Genomic DNA, 20487 nt, shown 5'->3' with positions numbered 1-20487 from the left:
ATTATGAAAAATACTTTAATAAAAATAGCCAGTCTTTGTTCTCTTGCATTGGTACTTTCTGCTTGCGACAATAGAAATTTTGATGAAATTAATACCGATACCAGTAAAATTCTGAATCCGACAGCGGGAAGTCTTTTGCCTCCTTTGCAATACAACATGGCTTCTGTAGGATATCTTAGATCTAATGATTTTAATTTTGATATCATGCAGAATGTAGTAGATTTTCCAAATGAAGGAAACACGCTCAGCAGATACTTTATTACAGAAAATACGGGAAACGGTTTCTGGAATAATTCTTACAAATGGCTAAAGCAGACTCGTGAAATGTACAACGCTGCATTAGCACAAAATAATACCAATTATCAGGCAGTTGCATTGGTAATGAATGCCTGGATTTATTCTAATCTTACAGATACATTTGGAGATGTACCTTTCAGTGAAGCTTCAAGAGTAGAAGAAGGAATTACACAGCCAAAATTCGATAAGCAGAAAGATATTTATGTTAAACTGCTGAATGATCTGAAAGCAGCCAATTCACTTTTTGATGTGAATAAAAGCTTTTCTGATGCAGATCTTATTTACAATGCCAACGGAAGTTCTTCCAATGTTTTAAAATGGAAAAAATTCTGTAACACTTTATCGTTAAGATTGCTTACCAGAATTTTAAAAAAGAACGGAGAGGTAGATGTTTACACTCGTATTAATGAGATTGTAAACAATCCTACAACTTATCCTATTATGACGAGTAAAGACGATACTGCAGGAATCGACTTATCTGGTACAGCTCCTTTGTTGCCGCCAATTGCAAGACCTCAGGATTTTACTACTTCTAGAGCGGTGGGAGAATTTTTTATGGAAACATTAAAAGCCAACAACGATCCTAGATTATCTATGTTTTTTACTCAGGCAAAAGATTTGGCAACCAATGCTAATATTGGTTATAAAGGTGTACCTGCAGGGTATGCTCAGGGAACGGTTTTTAATTATCAGCCGTCCAATGTAAATCAGAATCTTGCAAAAGCTCCTATGAAATTGCTTATTCTTCCTTATGCTGAGCTTCAGTTTATTCTTGCTGAACTTTCCTTGAAAGGTATTATCTCCGGAAATGCACAGACATATTACGAAAATGGAGTGAAATCAGCTATTGAACAATGGAACAGTGTAGTGCCTTCAAACTATTTCGCCAATCCAAACGTAGCGTATGACGGAACATTGGAGAGAATTATGCTTCAAAAGTATGTGGCTCTGTTTTTTGTGGATCAGCAGCAGTGGTTTGAGAAAAAAAGAACAGGATTCCCGGTTTTACCTAATAACGGAGGTCTTCTGAATGACGGTAAATTGCCACAGAGATTAATGTATCCTACACAATCCCGTATTTTGAATACTACCAATTACAATGCCGCAGCGCAGTCTATTGGTGGAGATAACATTAATACCAAGGTTTGGTGGGGATTATAATCCATATATAATTAAATACCATAAATAGTAATGAAAATCCAGTATATTTTAGCACTTACGATGATTTCATCTATGGCACTTTCTCAGACTTCGGTTTCGGGATATGTGTTCGAAGATGCCAATCAAAATCAAAAAAGAGAAAATAGAGAGAAAGGTATTGAAGCAGTAGCTGTTTCTAACGGAACTCAGGTGGTACTAACCGATAAAAACGGAAGATACAGTTTGCCGGTGGCAGAAGGACAGACCATATTTGTTATAAAACCATCAGGATATATGACGCCTGTTAATCAAAATAATCTTCCTCAATATTATTATCAGTACAAACCGAAAGGTTCTCCTGCAGACTTTAAATATAAAGGAACCGCTCCAACAGGTGAATTGCCAAAAGAGCTAAATTTTGCACTCAATAAACAAAATGAAAGCAAAAATTTTGATATTTTGGTTTTCGGAGATCCACAGCCTTATACAGAAAAGCAGTTAGATTATTTCAGGAGAGCAATTGTAAATGAAGCAAAAGCAAATAAGAAAAAAGCAGTTTTCGGAATCAGTCTTGGAGATTTGGTAGGAGATGATTTAAGCCTTCAGAAACCTTATGCAGATGTGATGAAAGATATGGGTTTGCCTTGGTACAATGTAATGGGAAATCATGATATGAATTACGATGCAAAAGAAGATAATTTATCTGACGAAACTTTTGAGTCTAACTTTGGTCCTGCCAATTACTCATTTAACTACGGAAATGTGCATTTCATCATTCTTGATGATATACTGTACCCGGATCCGAGAGACGGAAAGGGGTATTGGGGAGGATTTCGTGAAGATCAGCTTCAGTTTATTGAAAATGATTTAAAACTGGTTGACAAAAATAAGCTTGTCGTAGTTTCTCTTCATATTCCGTTGGAGCATATCAATGAAGATAATTTTAGAAATACAGACCGCCAAAAACTGTTCAATTATCTTGCTCCTTTTCAGAATGCACTTATTCTTTCGGCTCATACCCACATTCAGCAACAGCTTTTTTACGGAAAGCAAACAGGTTGGAGTGGTGCTAAAGAATTGCACGAATACAATGTAGGAACCACTTGTGGAGACTGGTGGTCGGGTACGGCAGATGAAATTGGTTTGCCGACTTCTACAATGAGAGATGGTACTGCGAAAGGATATTCTTTTATTAGTTTTAACGATAATCAGTACAAAATAAAATACAAAACAGCGGGAAAACCTGAAGACTACCAAATACAGTTATATGTTCCGAAGGTAATTCCACATCCATCCAAAACTTCGGCAAAAATTCTTGCCAATTTCTTTATGGGAAGCAAAAAAGATAAGCTGGAATACAGGATAGACGGTGGGAAATGGGAAGAAATGGATTATAACGAAACGGTAGATTCCAATTTCGCATTGTCGGTTTTCAAATGGGATACTACTCCTACAATTTTGGCGGGAAGAAGACCTTCTAATCCGGAAAATTCAAAACATATCTGGACTGCAGATTTCCCTAAAAAACTTTCTTTAGGAAAACATACTGTTGAAGTGAAAGCTGTAGATATGTACGGAAACGAGTCTACTTCATCAGCAGAATTCGATGTTCAGAATGCTGTAATTATTCCTTAAAAATTTAATTTACTATACTTTCAACGAAGCCGGTTCTGTTATTCAGAATCGGTTTTTATTTTCAGAATAAAAAATAGATTCAAAGATTATTTGATAAAAAAAAGCCATTAAAACAGTTGAAATCAACTGAAATAGCCTGAAATTTTATCCAGAAAAAGTTCATTGTAATCAGATACTACAATATCTGCCAAATCATAACTCTGGTTTAGAGAATGTAAACTTTTATAGGCAGCACAGAAAATTCCTGCACGTTTTGCAGCCAAAATTCCGTTGGTAGAATCTTCAATTACCATACAGTTTTCCGTAGGTTCTTCGGCTAATTTTGCGGCAATCTGAAAAACTTCAGGATGAGGTTTAGACTCTTTCAAATCTGCACCGCTTATTTTTCCGCCGAAATATTTTTCCAGATCAAATTTCTCAAAGACCATGTTGATGGTAGTCATGGTTGCAGAAGAAGCCAGAATAAGTTTAATTCCGTTATGGTAATAATGTTCAATTAAAGTTTTCACTCCCGGGATAAGATCAAATTCTTCATCATTATAAAAATAATCTTTAAAATGACTTCTTTTAATGGCGGCAATATCTTCGTGAGAATGTTTTAAATTGAATTGATTGATTAAAGTTTCACAAACTTTTTTGGTAGATGCACCCGTAAATGAAGAATACAAGTCTGCTGAAACTTCAATTTCCAGTTCGTCAAAAGTTTTAAAATAGGCTTTTTTGTGAAGAGGTTCCGTATCTACAATTACGCCGTCCATATCGAACAGCACTGCTTTTAAAGGCATATTCTTATTTTTATACAAAGTTAGCGAATTTGTATCGGATGAAATAAAAATGCTTTTTAAAATGTATCTTTTGAAATAAGTATATTTCCGGCAATTTCCCAACTTCTTTGTATCTTTGGCAAAATATTTTTAATCTCAAACTGTTATAAAATTTTAATCAGAATATATGAAAACATACGCAGGAATTCCTGAAGAAAACGCTTCATTAGAAAATTCAAAAGTGGTTTTGGTGACTGTTCCTTATGATGGAACTTCAACTTGGGGAAAAGGTGCCGATAAAGGCCCGGAATTGTTCTTGGATGCTTCCGAAAATATGGAACTTTACGACATAGAAACAGGTACCGAACCTTATCTTGAAGGAATATTTCTTGCAGGAGAAGTTGCAGAAAATTCTACTCCGGAAGCGATGACAGAAGCTGTTTATCAAAAAACAAAAGAGCTTTTGAAAACAGATAAGTTATTTACACTTTTTGGTGGAGAACATTCGGTTTCTATCGGTTCTATTCGTGCTGTAGGAGAGAAGTATGATAATTTAACGGTACTTCAGTTGGATGCACATACAGATTTGCGTCCAGATTTTCACGGTTCCACTTCTAACCATGCGTGTGCAGTTTTTGAGGCTAATCAGAAACATAATTTGGTTCAGGTGGGAATCCGTTCGATGGATGCAGAAGAAAATCAATATTTACCGGAAGGAAGAGTATTTTTTGCTCACGAAATTGCCAACAACGAAAACTGGGTTAACGATGTATTAGAAAAAGTTTCAGGAAACGTATATATTACGATAGATTTGGATGCTTTCGATCCTTCGATTGCTCCGTCTACAGGAACTCCGGAACCAGGCGGTTTGCAATGGTATCCGACGTTGGAATTGCTGAGAAAAGTATTCGAAAAATGTAATGTAGTTGCTTTTGATATTGTTGAATTGATGGATTCACCTTATTCTAAACCTACAGCATTTTTAGCAGCAAAATTATATTATAAGATGTTGGCATATTATCACATCAACAAAGATTAAAATTCCGCAGGAAACGGATTTTTTATTCAGTTTTTTCTCTTGAAATTTGTATAAACAAAAATAAAATGTCCGATCAGAAAGAATTTGATTATCTGAGAATTGCAAAAGCAATAGGCTTCATTAGAGAAAATTTCAAAATGCAACCTAATCTGGATGAAATTGCCGAAAAAATAAATCTTAGTCCGGCTCATTTTCAGAAAATGTTTTCGGATTGGGCAGGAACCAGTCCGAAGAAATTTCTCCAGTTCATCAGTTTAGAACATGCCAAAAGTTTGCTGAAAAACGACAAAGCAACGCTGTTTGATGTTGCCTTAAGTACCGGACTATCCAGTACAAGCAGATTACACGATCTTTTTGTAAAAATGGAAGGAATGACACCGGCTGAATACAAAAACGGCGGAAAAAACTTGAAAATAAATTATAGCTTTTTCGAAAGTCCTTTCGGGAAAATGATTGCAGCTTCTACACATAAAGGAATCTGTTATATGGCATTCGAAGAAGAAAATGATAAAGCATTGGGAGATTTATATGTTAAATTTCCCAATGCTTCTTTTTTTGAATATAAAGATGATTTTCAGGATAATGCATTGTCTATTTTCAATAAAGACTGGTCACAATTAAGTACCATTAAACTACATTTGAAAGGAACAGATTTTCAGCTTAAAGTCTGGGAGAGTTTGCTTACTATTCCAATGGGAAAACTGTCAACTTACGGTAATCTGGCGGAAAAAATAGGAAATCCTAAAGCTTCAAGAGCTGTCGGAACTGCTATTGGCAGTAATCCTGTTGCATTTCTCATTCCATGTCACAGAGTAATTCAGTCATCAGGGAAAATAGGGGGGTATATGTGGGGAAGTGAAAGAAAAAAAATGATGATTGGTTGGGAAAGTTCACATATTTATCCCGATTCAATTTAATAATATTTAGCCATTTTCCAATCTAATAATTTATTCTAATTATGAACGGTTTGTTTGATGATATTCAGGATTTCCCGATCAGTATTCTTCCAAAAGATGGAAAAACCGAATATTACGGGAAAATTTTCAACGAAGAAGAATGCAGAAAATATTACCAATATTTGTTGAATCAGATTCCTTGGGAAAATGATGAGGCAATCATTTTTGGGAAATTAATCATCACAAAAAGAAAAGTGGCGTGGTTTGGGGAAAAAGCGTTTGAATATACCTATTCTAACCGAACAAAATTGGCTAAAATATGGACTCCTGAATTGCTGGTTCTGAAGCAGAAGTGTGAGAAAATTTCTGGTGAAACGTATAATTCCTGTCTTCTCAATTTATATCATGATGGCAGCGAAGGAATGGCATATCACAGTGATGGCGAAAAAGATTTAAAGAAAAACGGAGCCATTGCATCGCTAACTTTTCGTGCAGAAAGAAAATTTTCGTTTAAGCATAAACAGACCAAGGAACGAATAGACATTTTACTGGAAAACGGAAGTTTACTGGTGATGAAAGGTAATACACAGGAAAATTGGCTTCACAGACTTCCGCCAACTTCAAAAATTAATTTTCCAAGGATAAATCTTACTTTCAGGACAATCGAAAACTGATTTTTATGGTTATTTTATAAAATTTATATTTTTTCTGATTTCAAAATCCTAAAAAAAGAAGTGTTTAATTTTACCCGATGAAAAAGATTTTCTTACTACTATTAATCATGATTTCCGGTTGTTTGTTTTCTCAACAGGCAAGAATTTTCAAAATAAAAAAATTCAGAATTGTTACGTTGAATGAAAAGGTTCAGGAAACATCCGGCTTGAATATTTTTAACGGAAAATTATATACTTTTAACGACAGTGGAAATACTCCGGAAATTTTTGAGCTCAATCCAAAATCAGGAGAAATTCTGCAAAATTTTACGGTAAAAGCTGAAAATAAAGATTGGGAAGCTCTTACAAACGATGGTGAAAACTTTTATATCGGAGATTTTGGCAACAATTCTGGGACAAGAAAAGATTTGAAAATCTATCGCGTTCCTTTTTCAGAAAATACCATTGTAAACGATTCTTTAAAAGTTATTTCTTTTGAATATCCCGAACAGAAAGATTTTTCAGCCAAAAACAGATTTACAGATTTCGATGCAGAAGCAATGATTTTTCTCAATGGTAAAATACATCTTTTTACAAAAGAATGGACTTCGAAATCAACGGCTCATTATGCAATAGATCCGCAAAATTCTGAAAAACAAGAAGCAATAAAGCTTGAAGCTTTCAAAACCAATTTTTTAGTTACCGATGCTTCTTATTTTGAAGGAAAATTATATTTAATAGGCTACACCAAAAAAACCGAAGTCTTTCTTGAAGTGTATAACGAAACCGAGCCGGGTATTTTTTTTAAAGAAAATCCGAAACGTTTTTTTCTGGGAAGTGCATTATCTATAGGTCAGATTGAAGGTATTGCGGTCAATTCGGATGGGATTTATATTTCTGGGGAAAAATTCAGCTCTCCGCTTGGTGGAGAAAAACAAAGTCTATACTTCATCCCAAAAGAAAGGTTTAAGGATTAGACAAGTTTTAATCCAAAAAACACTTCCAATAATTTTATTTTTTTTGATTATTAATAACAATTGATTTTTTGGTATGAGATAAAAAAGCATACATTCAAATTAAATACTGTTAATATTTGCCGAAAACAATTATCTTTGTGGGAATTAATCAACAATCACCTTTCATTCTTACTTCGTGGCAAACATTGTAGAAGAAATCAAGAGACCGATCAATGAAGAAATGAAACTTTTCGAGCAGAAGTTTTATGAATCTATGCAGAGCAAAGTTCCTTTGTTGGATAAAGTTACCCGTTTTATCGTAACAACAAAAGGAAAGCAAATGCGTCCCATGTTTGTATTTCTCTGTGCCAAACTTACAGGTAATGTTAACGAAAAAACATATCGCGGAGCATCTATGATTGAGCTTATTCATACTGCAACACTCGTTCATGATGATGTGGTAGATGAAAGTTTCAAAAGACGTAATTTCTTTTCGATAAATGCATTGTGGAAGAATAAAATTGCTGTTTTAGTAGGCGATTTTCTCCTTTCGAAGGCGGTTTTGCTTTCAACAGATCATAAAGATTATGATTTGCTGAGCGTTATTTCAAGAACAATTCGCGAAATGTCTGAAGGGGAACTTCTTCAGTTGGAAAAAGCCAGAAAACTGGATATTACAGAAGATGTCTATTACGAAATTATCAGGCAGAAAACGGCTACTCTTATCGCAGCTTGTTGTGAAATAGGTGCACTTTCTAACGGTGTAGACGAAGCTTTGGCAAAAAAAATGATGGATTTCGGAACATTTACCGGCATGGCATTTCAGATTAAAGACGATTTGTTTGATTATTTAAGTTCGAATATTATCGGTAAACCTGTAGGAATCGATATTAAAGAACAAAAAATGACTCTTCCTCTAATCCATACTCTCAAAATTGCAAACGAAACCGAAAGGAAGTATTATTTTGATACCATAAAACGTTACAACAACGATCAGAAAAGGGTTAAAGAACTTATTTCATTCGTAAAAAGTTCTGGTGGTTTAGATTATGCCGTTCAGGTAATGAAAGATTTTCAGCAAAAAGCCAAAAATATTTTGGATGAATTTCCGGATTCCGAGCCTAAAAAATCTTTACATCTTATGTTAGATTACGTTATTGAAAGAAAATTTTAGATTAAATAATTTTCACAGTTACGATAATCACAGATAAAACAATACAAAATAAAGCGGATAAAAATAAATAATCCGCAATCGTTTCGCACTTGTTTGCCAGCTTTTCTCTGTCGGTTCTTATAGACAGAAAAGAAAAAAAGCAACTGAATGCAAAAAACAGACATGCAATACCTGCAAATTCATCAAGATGCGTATTGGAACTGAATTTCGAGATCTTTAAAGACGTAATAATCACCAGAGAAAAACCCAAAAGATTGCTGGAGGCGTTCAGAATATGGCTCGATTTTTTTTCCATAACGTAATTTTATACTAAGATATAGACAATAATTTTTATTATCAAATTTTTAAAAAATATTATTGAAAATTAAAATTAATTTAAAAAGTGTATATTAGCAAAATACTTCAAAATAAAAATATTTAATATTTGGCTATGCAGACAACCTATATTGAAACTCAGCAAATTTCCTTTCAGGACTTTAAAAATCAGATTCTTGAAGATTATAAACTCGGAAGAATTTCCCGTGAGATGTCTTATCTCGGACGAAGAGAAGTACTTACCGGAAAGGCTAAATTCGGGATTTTTGGGGACGGTAAAGAACTTCCGCAACTTGCGATGGCAAAAGTTTTTAAAAATGGCGACTTCCGTTCAGGATATTACAGAGATCAGACCTTTGCACTTGCTGTAAATGCTTTGTCTGTAGAAAGTTTCTTTGCTCAGTTATATGCAGATACAAGTGTTGAAAGAGAACCTGCTTCTGCTGGAAGACAGATGAACGGGCACTTTGCTACAAGAAGTTTAAATAAAGACGGAAGCTGGAAAGATTTAACGGCTCAGAAAAATATTTCCTCAGATATTTCGCCTACTGCAGGACAAATGCCAAGATTGTTAGGATTAGCTCAGGCTTCAAAAATATATAAATCTGTACAGTTTGAAGGTTCAGAAAAATTCTCGAAAGACGGTAACGAAATAGCTTTTGGAACCATTGGTGATGCTTCTACTGCAGAAGGTCATTTCTGGGAAACATTGAATGCTGCCTGTGCACTACAGGTTCCGATGATTGTTTCTATTTGGGACGATGGATACGGAATTTCTGTTCCTACAATGAAGCAGAGAGCAAAAGCAGATATTGCTGAAATGCTAAGCGGTTTTCAGAGAAAAGAAGGAGAATTTCAGGGTTGCGAAATTATTCAGGTGAAAGCTTGGGATTATCCTGCATTATTGGATGCTTTTGCAAGAGCAGAGCAGTTTGCAAGAACAGAAAGTGTTCCGGTTGTAGTTCACGTTATTGAAGTAACGCAGCCACAAGGTCACTCCACATCTGGTTCTCACGAAAGATATAAAAATGAAGAGCGTTTGGCTTGGGAATCTCAGTTTGACGGATTGGTGAAATTCAGAGAATGGATTTTAAATTATTCCATAGAAATAGAAGGCAAAGAAGAAGTTTTGGCAACTACAGAAGAATTGGATGCAATTGACGAAGAAGCCAAAAAAATAGTGAAAGCCGGACAAAAACAGGCGTGGGAAAACTATCAGAAAACTATTACAGATTTAATGAGCTCGGTTTTACCTCTTGTTGAAAATCTTAAAAGCCAGAACTCTGAAATTGAAAATTATATTTCCCAATTCAATAAATTGGTTTCTAAAGCGAAGAAAGATATTTTCCATTTGGTAAGAAAGTCTCTTTTGGCTACAAGAGGAACAAACTCTTCAGAGAGAAATTTGTTGATGCAGAAATACAACGAAATTTTTGAAGTTGAAAAAGACAATTATTCTTCTCATTTGTACTCCCAGTCACAATGGAAGGCTGAAAATGTGAAAGAAATTAAACCTGTTTTCTCAGACTCTTCAGAAACTGTAGACGGTAGAGTAGTAATTAGAAATAATTTTGATAAAATATTCGAAAAATACCCCGAAACTCTGGTTTTTGGTGAAGATGCCGGAAATATTGGTGATGTAAACCAAGGTTTGGAAGGCATGCAGGAAAAATACGGTGAACTTCGTGTTGCCGATACAGGAATTCGCGAAGCTACAATTTTAGGCCAGGGAATTGGTATGGCAATGAGAGGTTTAAGACCTATTGCCGAAATTCAGTATTTAGATTATATTTTGTACTGTTTACAAGGGATGAGCGATGATTTGGCTACAGTTCAGTACAGAACAAAAGGAGGTCAGAAAGCTCCGGTAATTATCAGAACAAGAGGGCACAGATTAGAAGGAGTTTGGCATTCTGGTTCTCCAATGGCAGGGATTTTAAACCTTTCTAAAGGGATTTTGGTTTTAGTACCAAGAAACTTAACAAAAGCTGCAGGATTTTATAACACAATGCTCCAAAGTGATGATCCGGCAGTAATTGTAGAATGTTTAAATGGTTACAGACTGAAAGAGAAGCAGCCTGATAATTTAGGTGAATTTACCGTTCCTGTAGGAAAAATTGAAGTTACAAAAGAAGGAAAAGATGTAACTTTAGTAACTTATGGCTCTACATGGAGAATTGTAATGGAAGCTGCCGAAGAATTAGAAAAATTAGGAATTTCTGCTGAAGTAATCGATGTTCAGTCATTAATTCCTTTCGATTTAACACACGAAATTGCTGAATCTGTAAAGAAAACAAACAGATTGGTTGTTATAGACGAAGATGTAGAAGGCGGAACTTCAGCTTTTATTGCTCAACAGATTTTAGAGAAGCAAAAGGCATTCAGATACTTAGATTCGGATCCAATGACAATATCTGCCAATAATCACAGACCTGCTTATGCCAGTGATGGAGATTATTTCAGCAAACCTTCTGCAGATGATATGGTGGAAAAAATCTATGCTATGTTTAATGAAACAAATCCACAGAAATATCCTGCGATATACTAATTTGGATTTCAAATAAATTTTAGAACCGCTTTCATTTTGGAAGCGGTTTTTTATATATTTTTGTTTCTAATTAAACCCATATTAAAACTAAGAAATGATGAACAGTAAAATCCGTTCTGTTATGTTTGCCTGTCTCGGATTGCTTTTCGGGATGTCTGTAATGTATGTTTATAATAATTTTATTGCAGAAAAAAAGGCAGAAAATACAACGATAAGTGATGTAAGATACGGTGAAACGAAAAATACTGATGATTATAATAATTCTCAGAATTTTAATGATATTACTGAACTAACAGAAGAAAATAAAGTAATTTCTTATGTAAAAGAAAATCACCGTCTTCCGGAATACTACATTACAAAATCTGAGGCTAAGAAACAAGGATGGAATCCTTCTCAAGGCAATCTTTGTGAAGTTTTACCAGGGAAAGCTATTGGTGGTGATTATTTTGGCAATAGAGAAGGAAGGCTTCCTAAAGATGAAAAATATTTTGAAGCGGATGTAAATTACAGTTGCGGAAACAGAAATGCAGACCGTATTATTTTCACTAAAAATGGTGATGTGTACTTAACTAAAGATCATTACAGGAGTTTTGAAAAGAAATAGGCATAAATTTATTTCTAAAGTGTAATTTTGCACGAATTTTATTCTTAAAAAATATGAAAACAACATATATCGACTTTGCAGAAATAGGAGATTACGAAGATTTTTACACCCAACTGAAAGAAAAAGTAAAACTTCCGGAATATTTTGGCGATAATTTGGATGCACTTGCAGATGTAATTACAGGAGATCTGGAAATGCCATTTCATCTTGAATTTGTTAATATGAGTGTAGATCAGCTGGAAAACTTTGAAGATCTTCTCAATACGCTGGAAGATTTGGAAGAAGAATCTCAAGGTTTTTCTTTTGCTTATTATCTTGAGCAATATGAAGATGATGAAGACGATACCGAATAAAAAAATAATCCCGCAATTTTTTGCGGGATTATTTTTTATCTGAAATTAAGATTACTTTCCTAAAACTTCCAACAGAGGTTGTCCTACATTACCACTCGGGTTCTCAATTCGAAGAAATTGAGCAATAGTAGGTGCAATATCGGTCATATAATGCGTAGCGTTGCTTTCGCCATGAGAAACCTTCCAACCCATGAAAATAAGCGGAATATGAGCGTCATACGAGTTCCAAACACTGTGAGTAGTTCCTTTTTTAGCATAATTAGGAAGCATTCCGTCATGAGAAACAATTTGTATATCACCGCTTCTTTGCCAGTTATATCCGTTAATTATCCTAGATTTAATAGGTTCAGGAATTGGTGCCGAAGCAACTTCTTTTAGATCTACAGCATATAAAACACGAGGGTCTTTATTCAAATTATCAATAATGCTTTTTTTAATGGCTGCTTCATCCAGTTTTTTCTCTTTAATAAGCTCCTGATTAAGATATATCTGATAATTATCTATCCCCAGAATAATTTTGCTTGATGCATACTTTGCTTCCAGTTCTTCACCAAGATTTTTTTCCAAACCATCATCAAAAAAGCCGGTCATCATTTTGTTTTCTTTCATGTACCCTTCAGAATGTGTACCTCCGTGATCTGCGGATAAGAAAACAAGATAATTTCCTTCACCCACTTTTTTATCAAGAAGCTTGAAAAAGTTAGCCAGCTCTATATCCAATCTAAGATAAGTATCTTCAACTTCAATAGCATTCGGTCCGTAAGAATGCCCTACATAATCTGTAGAAGCGATGTTGATGGCAAGAAAATCTGTAATAGAGTCTTCTCCCAACTGATAACCGTCTATTGCCGCTTCTGCAAACCTTAAAGTGTAAGAATTTCCAAACGGAGTTGTTCTCAGTACCCCTTTATTTTCAGCATAATCTTTGGCTAAATTTGAATAAGGAAAAACGGGTTTTTCTGCCTTTCCAACAGGTTTTTCCCAAGGAACGTCGTCTCTTGTACTTTCGGTGTACTGTTCAATAGGAAGTAGAGTATTCCAACCATTGGCAACCAGTTTTTCTGCCAGTTTTTGTTCGTTAAACTTATTTACCCAATTCGGAAGACTGTTCATGTAATAAGAACTCGTAATAAAGTTTCCGGTATTTTCATCAAACCAAAAAGCTCCTGTAGGATTGTGTCCTGCGGGTAAAATAGAAGCACGGTCTTTTAGAGAAACGCCAACCACTTTAGACTGGAAATTACTTGCCATTCTCAGTTGATCGGTTATGGTGGTACTCCAAAGATTTTTTGGAGAATGTCCGCCCACTTTTTGGCTATTGGTTCCTACACCTTGTACTTCAGCATCTTCGGTACAGTAAATGCTTTTTCCGGTTTTTTTATCGGTCCAGTCATTTCCAGCAATACCGTGTATAGAAGGTACAGAACCTGTATAAATAGAAGTATGTCCAATTGCCGTAACTGTTGGAACATAAGGAATCATCACATTATTGAAAGAAAAACCCTTATTCAGAAGTCTTTTAAAACCATCATTCCCATATTTGTTATAATATCTGTACAGATAATCCCACCTCATTTGGTCGATAACAAGACCTACGACAAGTTTCGGTCTTTCGAGCTGGGTGTTTTTATTTTTTTGAGCATTAAAGTTTGCCGCAGATAAAAATACAACCGCAGCAATGGTAATTTTCCTTAACATTTTAGAACTAACTTTTAAGACTACAAATGTAAAGGTTTTTCATTTTTTAAGCTTGAAATTTTGGTTAAATTAAATTCATATAGATAAGAAGATTGAATATATTTGCAATCCAATATAATTATAGAGCATGTTTTCAAAAATAATAGTACACAGAGTAGGAAATAAAATTAATGGTGAATCTCTCATTCTTTCCCAAGAAGAGCTTCAGCTGGACGAAGGAACTGGAGAAATGCTGGAGAATTATTTTTTAGGCTCGTTCAAAACCGAAGAAACGTATCAATTTTACAGCGATACTTATTTGGTAAATAACCCTGTTTTCAGCTCGGTTTCAGAAATTTTTGAAGATAAATCTAAATTTCTATGGGAATCCGAAAATATTGCCAAACATCTTTTCGATGCCGCCGAAAACCCAAGAGTTCAGGGAGGAGAGTTGTTTATCGTGTTTTTTGAAGATGAAAGAGAAGGAACAGAAAAAGTAGATAAAATAGGGATTTTTAAAACTGAAAAAAGAGAGTCTTTCCTTAAAATATTTCCTCAGAACGAATCTTTTGAAATTGAAAAAGACCAGGGAATTAGCCTTTCTAAAATAGATAAAGCGGCGTTAATTTATAATAACAATAAAGAAAGTGGTTATGTACTGTCGGTTGTAGACAATAATAAAAATGGCGATATGTACTACTGGTTCGAAGATTTTCTGAAAGTGAAACAGCGTGATGACGAATATTTTCACACCCAGGAAGCTTTAATGGTTTATAAAGATTATATTACAAAACAGCTTCCGCAGGAATTTGAAGTTTCTAAAGCAGATCAGGCAGATTTCTTAAACAAGTCTATTCAGTTTTTTAAAGAAAAAGAAGAATTTAAGCTTGATGATTTTACGACTGAAGTATTGGGAGACGAACATGTAATTGAAAGTTTTAATAACTTTAAAACAGATTACGAACAAGATATGCAGATAAATATTGCCGAAGAATTCCCGATAAGCGAAGCGGCAGTAAAGAAAACGCAGAGACATTTTAAAAGTATCATTAAATTAGATAAAAACTTCCATATTTATATCCACGGAGACCGTAAAATGTTGGAACAGGGACAGGATGAAAAGGGCAAATATTATATGCTGTATTTCGAAAAAGAAGTTTAAAAATTCTGAAAATTTATTCATTTGAAACCAACCATTTCCATAGTAGTCGCAATATTTAACAGGAAAGATGAGCTTTTTGAGCTTTTAAATTCTCTTACTGCACAAACCGATAAAGATTTTGAAATCATTATTGTAGATGATGGCTCTCTCATAGATTTGAAACCCACCATCCATAATTTTGATGGGATTTTAGATATAAAATATTTCAGAAAAGATAATTCCGGACCCGGATTGTCCAGAAATTACGGTGCAAGAAGAGCATCCAAAGAATGGCTGGTTTTTGTAGACAGCGACGTAATTGTAGAAAAAGATTATATTGAACATATTAAAAATGACATTGTAAACATTCCTTGTGATGCCTTTGGAGGAGCAGATAAAGCACATAAAGGCTTCAATCTGATGCAGAAAGCTATTTCCTATTCTATGACTTCGGTTTTTACAACGGGAGGCATAAGAGGGAGCAAAAAAGCTGTATCCAGATTTCAGCCACGAAGTTTTAATATGGGTGTGAAGAAAGAAGTTTTTGAAAAAGTAGGAGGTTTTTCTGAGATGCGTATCGGTGAAGATCCAGATCTTTCGATGACGTTGTGGGAAAACGGTTATACCACTGCATTTTTTGATGATATTGCGGTATATCATAAGAGAAGAGTAGATTTTGGTAAATTTTCTAAACAGGTATATCAGTTTGGTTGTGCAAGACCTATTCTTAACCAGCGTCATCCAAAATATGTGAAAATTTCTTTTGCTTTTCCAAGCCTGTTTTTACTGGGATATATTTTAGGATTTATAGAATATTTTCTCTTGGGAAAAGGGGTTATTTTGGCATTTTATGGTCTTTACACATTTCTTGTATGCATTCATGCAATGATCGTCACACGAAATATTGCTATCGGAGCAATGGCTGTAATTTCTACCTACATTCAAATGTTTTCTTATGGTTATGGCTTTTTAAAATCTTGGATTTTATTAAATATTTTCAAAATTCAGCCTGAAGAAGCATTTCCAAAGCACTTTCATAAAGATTGATGAATTTTTATTATTTGTTAAATTCTGAAAAATCTGAATTTCAATAGTTTTAAATAATTTCTACTTAATAATAAAAGCTGTCCGAAGACAGCTTTTATCAGCAATAATTATAATATGGATGATGTTTCATATTGTAGAACCCCTGTTTTCAGCATGCATTCTCGCATTTTTTCATATGTTCTTTGTATATCGTGATCCAGACCGATAGAGAATCTAATCAATCCATCGGAAATTCCCATAGCTTCTCTTTCTTCTTCAGGAATTTCTGAAGATGTTGAACTTCCGGAGCAAGAAAATAATGTTTTATAGAATCCCAAGCTCACTGCCAAATAGCCCAAATTTTCCTGCTGCATCAATTCCATCAGTTCATTTGCTTTTTCGGTACTTCCTGCATCTAAAGTGAGAAGTCCGCCAAAGCCATATTCTTCATGCATCATGGTTTTCATCAGTTCATGGTTTTTATGAGATTTTAATCCCGGATAAGAGACTTTTAAGCCATCATTTTCAAATTTTTCAGCAAGAAACAACGCATTGTAACTGTGCTGTTTTATTCGGATATGAAGTGTTCTCAGGTTTTTAAGAATACTTGCAGAACGCAAACTGTCCATGGTTGGTCCCAAAAGCATGCATGCTCCGTTGTTTACATTTTTGGTGTCATCAATAAATTGCTGACTTCCACAATAAACACCACCCACAGTATCACTGCTTCCGTTGATAAATTTTGTAAGAGAATGAATGACAATATCGGCTCCTAATAATGTTGGAGAAATAGAAAGTGGTGAAAAAGTATTGTCAACCACCAGTTTCAGGTTATGTTTTTTACAGATTTCAGAAAGTTTTCTTAGATCTGCAACTTCTAGTAACGGATTACTTACGCTTTCACAATAAATTATTTTTGTATTAGGCTGTATAGAATTTTCGATAGCTTCAAAATTGCCGATATCTACAAAACTGGTTTCTATTTGAAATGGCGGAAGAAAATTTTTCATGAAAGCATAGGTTCCTCCATAAATAGTTCTGCTCGAAATAATATGATCTCCGCTTTTGCACAGTTGCATAAGAACAGAGGTAATTGCACCCATTCCTGAAGCGGTAACATTGGCTGTTTCCGTATTTTCCATTTTAGCTAATGCCTGCGAAAGATAAAGATTCATGGGAGAGGAGTGGCGAGAATACAAATAACAGCCTTCAGCATTTCCTTCAAAAGTATCGAACATGGTTTTTGCCGATAGAAATGTATATGTAGAGCTGTCTGAAATAGAAGGGTTTACTCCTCCGAATTCACCAAAATACTGTAAATCCTGAATTTCGTTTGCTGCGTTAAAGTGTTCCATATTTTTTTTGTTTAAAAATTAATAATTGGCATCTTTATTACAACAAATTGGTATATATTTAGAAAATAAAACTAGTATTTAGTAATTTTGTAGAATTAAAATTTATAGTTTTTAATAAACTATTCAATACATAAAAATATTTTCTATGAGTTTTGATGAAACCGACAGAAAATTGCTGAAATTTTTGCAGCAGGATGGTAAGCAAACCACCAAAGAGTTATCGCATAAGCTTAATCTTTCGGTGACTGCGGTATATGAGAGAATTAAAAAACTCGAAAATTCTGGAGTAATTTCTAAGTATGTTGCCTTGGTCGACAGGGGGAAGATTGAGCGTAAATTTTTGGTTTTATGTCATGTAAAACTTACTCAGCATAAAAAAGAATTTGTAATGCAGTTTGAACGGGAGATAATGGATCTTCATGAAGTTTCAGAATGCTTTCATGTGAGTGGAGATTACGATTATATTCTGAAAATCTGTGTAAAAGATATGGAGGATTATCGCAATTTCATGCTTTCTAAACTTACTACATTGCAGCATATTGCAAGTACACACAGCTCATTTACCATTTCGGAAGTGAAAAATACCACAGAAATTGTCATTTAGATTAAAATTAAAATTTTATATCTAAATAGCTGTTTTTTGATTTTTCATTTCTATAAAATTTGAAGAATTCTGAAAACAATCATAAAAAAACTCTCAGAAAAAATCTGAGAGTTGTATCATTGAATTTTGGTTTAGTTATTTTCCAAACATTCCGCCCATTCCCGGCATATTTGGCATTTTGCTCATCATCTGCATCATTTGCTTTCCTTGAGGACCCTGCATCATTTTCATCATTTTACCCATTTGGTCGAATTGTTTCATCAATTGGTTTACATCTTCAATTTTTCTTCCGGCACCTTTTGCAATTCTGTTTTTTCTCTGAGTATTGATAATGGAAGGTTTTCTTCTTTCATCTGGAGTCATCGAGTGAATAATGGCTTCAATATGTTTAAATGCATCATCACTTATTTCTACATCTTTAATGGCTTTTCCAACCCCAGGAATCATTCCCATAAGGTCTTTCATATTACCCATTTTTTTGATTTGGTTAATCTGCTTTAAGAAATCATCAAAACCAAATTCATTTTTAGCAATTTTCTTGTGAAGTTTTTTGGCTTCTTCTTCATCAAACTGCTCCTGAGCTCTTTCTACTAAGGAAACAACGTCTCCCATTCCCAAGATTCTGTCTGCCATCCTTTCTGGGTAGAAAAGATCTAAAGCTTCCATTTTTTCTCCAGTAGAAATAAATTTAATTGGTTTTTCTACTACTGAACGAATGGTTAAAGCGGCTCCACCACGAGTATCACCGTCTAATTTCGTTAAAACAACTCCGTCGAAATTTAATGCATCGTTAAATGCTTTCGCTGTATTCACAGCATCCTGACCCGTCATTGAGTCAACAACAAATAACGTTTCGTTAGGTTTAATGAAATAATGAACAGATTTTATTTCGTTCATCATCTGCTCATCAATCGCCAAACGACCTGCTGTATCCACAATTACGACATCATGACCATTAGATTTTGCAAAATTAATAGCATTTTCAGCAATGGTAGAAGGGTTGGTTGCTCCTTCTTCGGTATACACAGGAACCCCCGTTTGTCCACCCAAAACTTTTAGCTGATCGATAGCTGCAGGACGGTAAACATCACACGCTACCAAAAGAGGTTTTTTATTTCTTTTAGTTTTTAAATAATTGGCAAGTTTTCCCGAAAAAGTAGTTTTACCAGAACCCTGAAGACCTGCAATTAAAATAACAGAAGGTTTTCCCGAAAGATTGATGCCTTCCTGCGATCCTCCCATTAAATCTACCAATTCGTCATGAACAATTTTTGTCATTAATTGTCCCGGAGTGAGCGAAGTAAGAACGTTTTGTCCTAAAGCTTTATCCTGAACTCTTTTGGTAAGATCTTTGGCTACTTTATAATTAACATCGGCATCTACCAATGCTCTTCGGATTTCTTTTACGGTTTCCGCAACGTTAATCTCAGTGATTTTTCCGCGTCCGGAAATATTATGAAGTGCTTTGTCTAATTTATCCTGTAAACTATTAAACATACTGTGTCTGTATTATATAATTTGCAAAAATAAGAATTTTTTAAAGATTATGAAGTAAAGGAGCCTGCTAAAAAAATAATTATTGAGAAAATAAAGTGATTGTAAGATGAAATATTGATTGGTAAGCTTGAAATTTTGAAAGATAATTTTACTTCTTAATAATAATCGTGATGTATTTAAAATAGGCTGACTCATTTTGAGCCAGCCTTTTTGTTATTTTGATTTCAGTGTTGATGAATATGGTATTTCTCCTTTTTCTTTCAATACTGTAGATTTTGAATTTTCATTAATAATAATGTTGAGATTATCATTTTTTGCATCATATAATATGGTTGTACTATAAGTGGGGCAATCATTTTTCTTGCAGCCTGTAGTTTTATAAATTTCACTTTCTTCCACAATAGGACTTTCTACATTGAAGTTTTTAACAATCGCATCATAATGTTTACCTGAAAGGGTTTTAATTCGGCTTCCGATTGTGTTGTCCGCAAATAATTTAATTTCAGAAGGATATTTGCCTAAATTTTTACTTATTATATTGGGTTCTTTATCACTTTTCTTTTCGATATTCGTACTATCACTTTTAACGACTACAGTATCTTTATCATTAGTAATTACGGCTTCTTTTTTTTCTTTACAAGATTGAGTGAACATGAGGATACATGCTGTAGCAACAAAAATTTTTTTCATTTCTTTAAATTTTAAATTATTTTTATGAATATCCGTAATTTATCATAACTTTTGTATATTTGTAGTAATCAAACAATTAGATATGAATTTATTCAGTTTTTCAGCACATTTTGGGACAGAAGA

At 34.2% G+C, this 20487-nt stretch carries 19 protein-coding genes; 13 read left to right on the top strand and 6 right to left on the bottom strand.

Annotated features, from left to right (window positions below):
• Positions 1–3: 3 nt before the first annotated feature.
• Both IV513_RS00095 and IV513_RS00090 read left to right on the top strand, forming a co-directional pair.
• A complete protein-coding gene (locus tag IV513_RS00095; protein ID WP_209388478.1) occupies positions 4–1458 on the top strand; it encodes a SusD/RagB family nutrient-binding outer membrane lipoprotein in 1455 nt (484 codons plus the stop codon).
• A 30-nt stretch (positions 1459–1488) separates the two neighbouring features.
• Positions 1489–3072, top strand: a complete 1584-nt coding sequence (locus IV513_RS00090; RefSeq protein ID WP_209388477.1) for a calcineurin-like phosphoesterase C-terminal domain-containing protein — start codon at positions 1489–1491, stop codon at positions 3070–3072.
• Between the two features lie 122 nt (positions 3073–3194).
• Here IV513_RS00090 and IV513_RS00085 read toward each other — a convergent pair whose 3' ends face one another.
• Positions 3195–3857 (bottom strand): HAD family phosphatase, encoded by a 663-nt coding sequence (locus tag IV513_RS00085; protein ID WP_209388476.1) that lies wholly within the window; start codon positions 3855–3857, stop codon positions 3195–3197.
• A gap of 166 nt (positions 3858–4023) precedes the next feature.
• On the opposite strand from IV513_RS00085, the gene speB reads away from it, so the two are divergent.
• From speB to IV513_RS00060, 5 genes are all read left to right on the top strand, one after another.
• Positions 4024–4875, top strand: coding sequence for an agmatinase (speB, locus tag IV513_RS00080; protein WP_209388475.1), 852 nt, complete (start codon positions 4024–4026; stop codon positions 4873–4875).
• Between the two features lie 65 nt (positions 4876–4940).
• Positions 4941–5792, top strand: coding sequence for a bifunctional helix-turn-helix domain-containing protein/methylated-DNA--[protein]-cysteine S-methyltransferase (locus tag IV513_RS00075; RefSeq protein WP_209388474.1), 852 nt, complete (start codon positions 4941–4943; stop codon positions 5790–5792).
• 41 nt (positions 5793–5833) lie between these two features.
• Positions 5834–6445, top strand: coding sequence for an alpha-ketoglutarate-dependent dioxygenase AlkB (locus IV513_RS00070; RefSeq protein ID WP_209388473.1), 612 nt, complete (start codon positions 5834–5836; stop codon positions 6443–6445).
• A 77-nt stretch (positions 6446–6522) separates the two neighbouring features.
• Positions 6523–7401 carry a hypothetical protein gene (locus IV513_RS00065; RefSeq protein ID WP_209388472.1) on the top strand — a complete coding sequence of 293 codons (879 nt, stop codon included), beginning with the start codon at positions 6523–6525 and terminating at the stop codon, positions 7399–7401.
• A gap of 175 nt (positions 7402–7576) precedes the next feature.
• The gene (locus IV513_RS00060) at positions 7577–8554 is read left to right on the top strand and encodes a polyprenyl synthetase family protein (RefSeq protein ID WP_209388471.1); all 978 of its coding nucleotides are present in this window, start codon (positions 7577–7579) and stop codon (positions 8552–8554) included.
• A gap of 1 nt (position 8555) precedes the next feature.
• Here the strand turns inward: IV513_RS00060 and IV513_RS00055 are convergent, their stop codons facing one another.
• On the bottom strand, positions 8556–8849 hold the full coding sequence (locus IV513_RS00055) for a hypothetical protein (protein ID WP_209388470.1): 294 nt from the start codon (positions 8847–8849) through the stop codon (positions 8556–8558).
• A gap of 135 nt (positions 8850–8984) precedes the next feature.
• Here IV513_RS00055 and IV513_RS00050 point away from each other — a divergent pair, with 135 nt between their 5' ends.
• The 3 genes from IV513_RS00050 (at position 8985) to IV513_RS00040 (ending at position 12374) form a co-directional block, all read left to right on the top strand.
• Positions 8985–11417 (top strand): thiamine pyrophosphate-dependent enzyme, encoded by a 2433-nt coding sequence (locus IV513_RS00050; RefSeq protein ID WP_209388469.1) that lies wholly within the window; start codon positions 8985–8987, stop codon positions 11415–11417.
• 97 nt (positions 11418–11514) lie between these two features.
• Positions 11515–12021, top strand: a complete 507-nt coding sequence (locus IV513_RS00045; RefSeq protein WP_209388573.1) for a ribonuclease domain-containing protein — start codon at positions 11515–11517, stop codon at positions 12019–12021.
• Positions 12022–12074: 53 nt separating this feature from the next.
• Positions 12075–12374, top strand: a complete 300-nt coding sequence (locus tag IV513_RS00040) for a barstar family protein (RefSeq protein ID WP_209388468.1) — start codon at positions 12075–12077, stop codon at positions 12372–12374.
• A gap of 51 nt (positions 12375–12425) precedes the next feature.
• On the opposite strand, the gene pafA is transcribed toward IV513_RS00040, so the two are convergent.
• Positions 12426–14072 (bottom strand): alkaline phosphatase PafA, encoded by a 1647-nt coding sequence (gene pafA / locus IV513_RS00035; protein ID WP_209388467.1) that lies wholly within the window; start codon positions 14070–14072, stop codon positions 12426–12428.
• Between the two features lie 127 nt (positions 14073–14199).
• Here pafA and IV513_RS00030 point away from each other — a divergent pair, with 127 nt between their 5' ends.
• Positions 14200–15213: a nucleoid-associated protein gene (locus tag IV513_RS00030; RefSeq protein ID WP_209388466.1), complete on the top strand. Its 1014-nt coding sequence runs from the start codon at positions 14200–14202 to the stop codon at positions 15211–15213.
• 21 nt (positions 15214–15234) lie between these two features.
• Entirely contained in the window at positions 15235–16239 is a 1005-nt protein-coding gene (locus IV513_RS00025; RefSeq protein WP_209388465.1) for a glycosyltransferase family 2 protein, read from the top strand.
• 107 nt (positions 16240–16346) lie between these two features.
• Here IV513_RS00025 and IV513_RS00020 read toward each other — a convergent pair whose 3' ends face one another.
• Entirely contained in the window at positions 16347–17573 is a 1227-nt protein-coding gene (locus IV513_RS00020; RefSeq protein WP_209388464.1) for an aminotransferase class I/II-fold pyridoxal phosphate-dependent enzyme, read from the bottom strand.
• A 145-nt stretch (positions 17574–17718) separates the two neighbouring features.
• Between IV513_RS00020 and IV513_RS00015 the strand changes: the two genes are divergently transcribed.
• On the top strand, positions 17719–18177 hold the full coding sequence (locus tag IV513_RS00015; protein WP_209388463.1) for an Lrp/AsnC family transcriptional regulator: 459 nt from the start codon (positions 17719–17721) through the stop codon (positions 18175–18177).
• Between the two features lie 135 nt (positions 18178–18312).
• Here IV513_RS00015 and ffh read toward each other — a convergent pair whose 3' ends face one another.
• Together ffh and IV513_RS00005 are read right to left on the bottom strand one after the other, a co-directional pair.
• A complete protein-coding gene (gene ffh / locus IV513_RS00010) occupies positions 18313–19674 on the bottom strand; it encodes a signal recognition particle protein (RefSeq protein ID WP_209388462.1) in 1362 nt (453 codons plus the stop codon).
• A 213-nt stretch (positions 19675–19887) separates the two neighbouring features.
• Positions 19888–20364: a hypothetical protein gene (locus tag IV513_RS00005; RefSeq protein WP_209388461.1), complete on the bottom strand. Its 477-nt coding sequence runs from the start codon at positions 20362–20364 to the stop codon at positions 19888–19890.
• Between the last annotated feature and the right edge of the window lie 123 nt (positions 20365–20487).

Origin of the sequence: Chryseobacterium sp. RR2-3-20 (genome assembly GCF_017808115.1) — a bacterium.
GTDB classification, from domain to species: domain Bacteria; phylum Bacteroidota; class Bacteroidia; order Flavobacteriales; family Weeksellaceae; genus Chryseobacterium; species Chryseobacterium oryzae.
Note: the sequence above shows the minus strand (reverse complement) of the source record. Positions and strands in the feature narration are given on the sequence as shown.